Annotated in this window: 2 protein-coding genes; both read left to right on the plus strand. The window is 58.2% G+C overall.

Annotated features, from left to right (window positions below; all coding sequences use genetic code 11):
• The coding region (locus V3C85_RS00060; protein WP_331792948.1) for a tyrosine-type recombinase/integrase at positions 1-1,241 on the plus strand (1,241 nt) is incomplete at its 5' end.
• Entirely contained in the window at positions 1,238-3,268 is a 2,031-nt protein-coding gene (locus V3C85_RS00065) for a tyrosine-type recombinase/integrase (protein WP_331792949.1), read from the plus strand. The genes V3C85_RS00060 and V3C85_RS00065, both read left to right, overlap by 4 nt.
• The last annotated feature ends 154 nt before the right edge of the window (positions 3,269-3,422 follow it).

Below are 3,422 nucleotides of genomic sequence, written 5' to 3' on the forward strand. Positions count from 1 at the left end.
TCGATTATGTGGACAGCATGCCGCCGGTGGCGTTTTGCCCTATGCTGGCTGTTACGAGCCGCAGAATCACCGAGGCGCATATGTTCAAACTGAGAAGCGCCGACGGCGGCACCACCATTCTTGTGACCGATATGGACGGCAACGTAGTCGAGCCGATCTGCAGTTTTGTCGGCTATCTGGGGGCGAAGGCGTATTCGCCGAACACCGCCCTCGCCTATGCACGCGACCTCATTCATCTCTGGACCTTTCTCTCAACCCAAGGAATTCACTGGACCTCCTTCTCCCCCGAACTCTCGGCCGCATTCCTCGAGTACCTCCGGTCGGTAAACGCCAACCGCAAGCGCCGGGATACTTCGATCAGACTGGTAGTGAGCGAGGGGGCTGCCGTTCGGCAGGGCCTTTCAGCCGCCACGATCAATCGCATCCTCGTGGCGGTCGACGCCTTCTATCGCTGGGCGATTTTCACCGGAGCGTTCAGCGGGGCAAACCCGATCGCGAAGAAGCAAGATCAAACGTCTTGGCGGGTGAGCGACAGGCATAGGCCGTTTCTGACTGGGGTTTCACGGCAGAGGTCTGAGGTCAGAGAATTGCGCCTGAAGACTATGCAGCGGCTTCCAAGACCGATGAATCAGCAACAGGTCGAAGGTTTATTGGCCGCCACACGCAATCTCCGCGATCGCAGCCTGGTATTGCTGATGCTGAACGGAGGCCTGCGCCCCGGAGAAGTTCTCGGGTTGCATCTCGCCGATATAGGCTACGGGCGCAAACGCATCTTTGTGCGCTGCCGCGATGATCATCCAAAGGGCGCACGATCGAAGTCCCGCGTCGAGCGCGTAGTCGATTTGCATGATGGCGAGACACTGGAAACCCTGAGCACATACGTCATGCACGAACGACCGGGTGATGCTGACGTTCCTTTCGTGTTCCTGGTCGGCGGCACAGGCGTAAACCGTGAAGAACCGCTGTCTTATTCTGCGCTGGCGCGACTTTTTGCTCGCGCATGTGATCGCGCCGAGATCCGAGAGCCGTGGATGACCCCGCACGCCCTTCGCCACACCCATGCGACGCGCATGTGGGAGGCAGGGATGCGAGAACTGACATTACAGAAGCGATTGGGTCATGCCTCGCCGGAATCGACCAGAATTTACACAAGGGTTTCCGACGCCGTGGTGGTCGCAGAGTATCGACACGCCTTAGGGCTGGATCGTCCTTCGCAAACAACGGACGGAGAGGCTCTGTGACCCATGTATCGTCAAAATCGGCCGTCGACCGCCCTGTCATATGTGAGCACGCAGACGAAGCTGACTATGCGGCATTTCTGGCGCGCATCCCGATGGCTGAAAGTTTTCGCCGCAAGCGGTTGATATACCGATCCATGTTCATTGAGAGTTGGCCGGATATCAGGGATTGGTTCGCTGCCCCCCTGCCGATCAGAATTGGCTGCCTAAATGGTGACAAGCAGGCCCATCCGACTTATCCGGTCAGCTTTCGGGCACGCAGCTATCTCTATTACGCAGCCATGACCGACCGAATCCGGTTGGACTACGATTTCCTGTTCGCAGTCGGAAACATGCGCGTGGCGGAGACGATGGAGCCATTGAACGCCTATGAAGGGCTCGACGCACTGGTCGCGGACAGTGCGAAGATTGGCTATTCCGCAACCGGCGTGCAAGCAGCGCTCCGCGTGGTTTTGCCACGTCTTGCGATGCACACGGGTGTCCGCTCTTTTGGCGATCTTCGCCAACATCACCTTGACGAAATGATCGCAGGTGTCGACGCCTTCGCCGCACGACACGACACTCATATCTTCCGAAACGAGAAAGAAGACTTCCCGGCAGGCTTTCAGCGCAGCTGGCGGGTCAAAACCCGCGTTCTGCAGCTGCTCCTCTTCCAAAACGGGAACGATGTCATCCGGCCTCAGATTATCCAGGACAAACGCAAGCCGATCGCTTCGCCGAGGCCAGACCTGCAGGAATTGGCAAACCGCTGGCTTGAGAGGAAGCGGGTCAGTCTTGCTCGCCCGACGGTAGATCACATGGCCGTTTCGATGAGGCATTTTGTGACTTACTTGTCTACGCGACAGCCCAGCATTTTGAACTTTGCTGACATCAATCCGGAGCTTTTCAACGACTACCTTCGCCACCTTCAGTTCGACATTGCACCACGCACCGGCGCGCCGCTGTCCATAAATGCTCGTCGAGCAAGGGCGGGCACAGTTGCCAAGTTCCTGTCTGATGGCGCAGCATGGGACTGGCCCAATTTTCCGACCCGACCCATTCTTGATCCGAACGATCTGCCGAAGTTGGCACATCGCGTGCCAAGGTTTATTCCCGAGGACCAGCTGTCGCGCCTTATGGCGCAGCTGCCGAGCCTCGAGTGTGAGTTTCAGAAGGCGGCGCTGCTGATCGCCCGCTGGTCTGGCGCACGGCGGGGAGAGGTCGTTCGACTCCGCTTGGACTGCCTAGATCAGTATCCCGACGGGACCTTCAGACTGCGGATACCCGCTGGAAAGACTATGCGGGAACGCCTTGTGCCTTTGCATGACGACGCCGCAACGGTATTGCGCGAAGTCATCCAGCGTCGGCTCGAAGCCAACGACCGCCCGATCCGGGATGACAAGACCGGCGACTTGGTTCGTTATGTCTTCTTTCGCCGCAGCGGGCGGATGTCGGCAGACTATTTGCTGCAATACCCCCTCAATCAGATGTGCAGACTCGCCGGACTGGTCGATCAAGATGGAAAGCCGACAGTTACCAGCCATCGGTTTCGTCATACTGTGGGCACGCAACTCGCCGAACGAGGTGCCAAGTTGCACACCATCATGAGCGTCTTGGGGCATCAGACGCCGCACATGTCCATGGTTTACGCACGGATCAGCGACGCCGAAGTCCTACGTGACTATCGTAGTGTGCTTGGCCCCGGTGAAATGATCGCTGGTCCCGGTGCCGAAGCAATACGCGCGGGAAAATTATCGTGCTCGGCAATCGACTGGCTGAAATCGAACTTTATCAAGACAGAACTGGAACTTGGCCACTGTCTACGCCTACCCTCTGAGGGGCCATGTGAATGTGACCTCTATCTCAGCTGCGCAAAATTCGTGACCAGCAAAGCTTACGCTGGCAGGCTTCGAGAAAGACGGAAGCTCGAACTGACACTTGCGACAGATGCCAGAGAACGGGGCTGGCAGCGCGAGATCGAACGGCACATCGGTATTGCGGCGCGCATAGAGCGCCTATTGGTGGATCTGGATGAACCGACTGAACCGTGAGTTCCGCAGCGTCTCCGCGATAGACCACAGGAACCTCCCCGCCGTCCGCACCGCCAGCGCTTTGATCCGCGCGGAGCGGACGGCGGGGCCCCTCCTATGGACTATCGCTACCCGACAGGTCGAGAAAAGCCTTGCCTGTCCAGATAACATCTAA

Source organism: Pseudotabrizicola sp. L79, assembly GCF_036553525.1.
Lineage (GTDB): Bacteria > Pseudomonadota > Alphaproteobacteria > Rhodobacterales > Rhodobacteraceae > Pseudotabrizicola.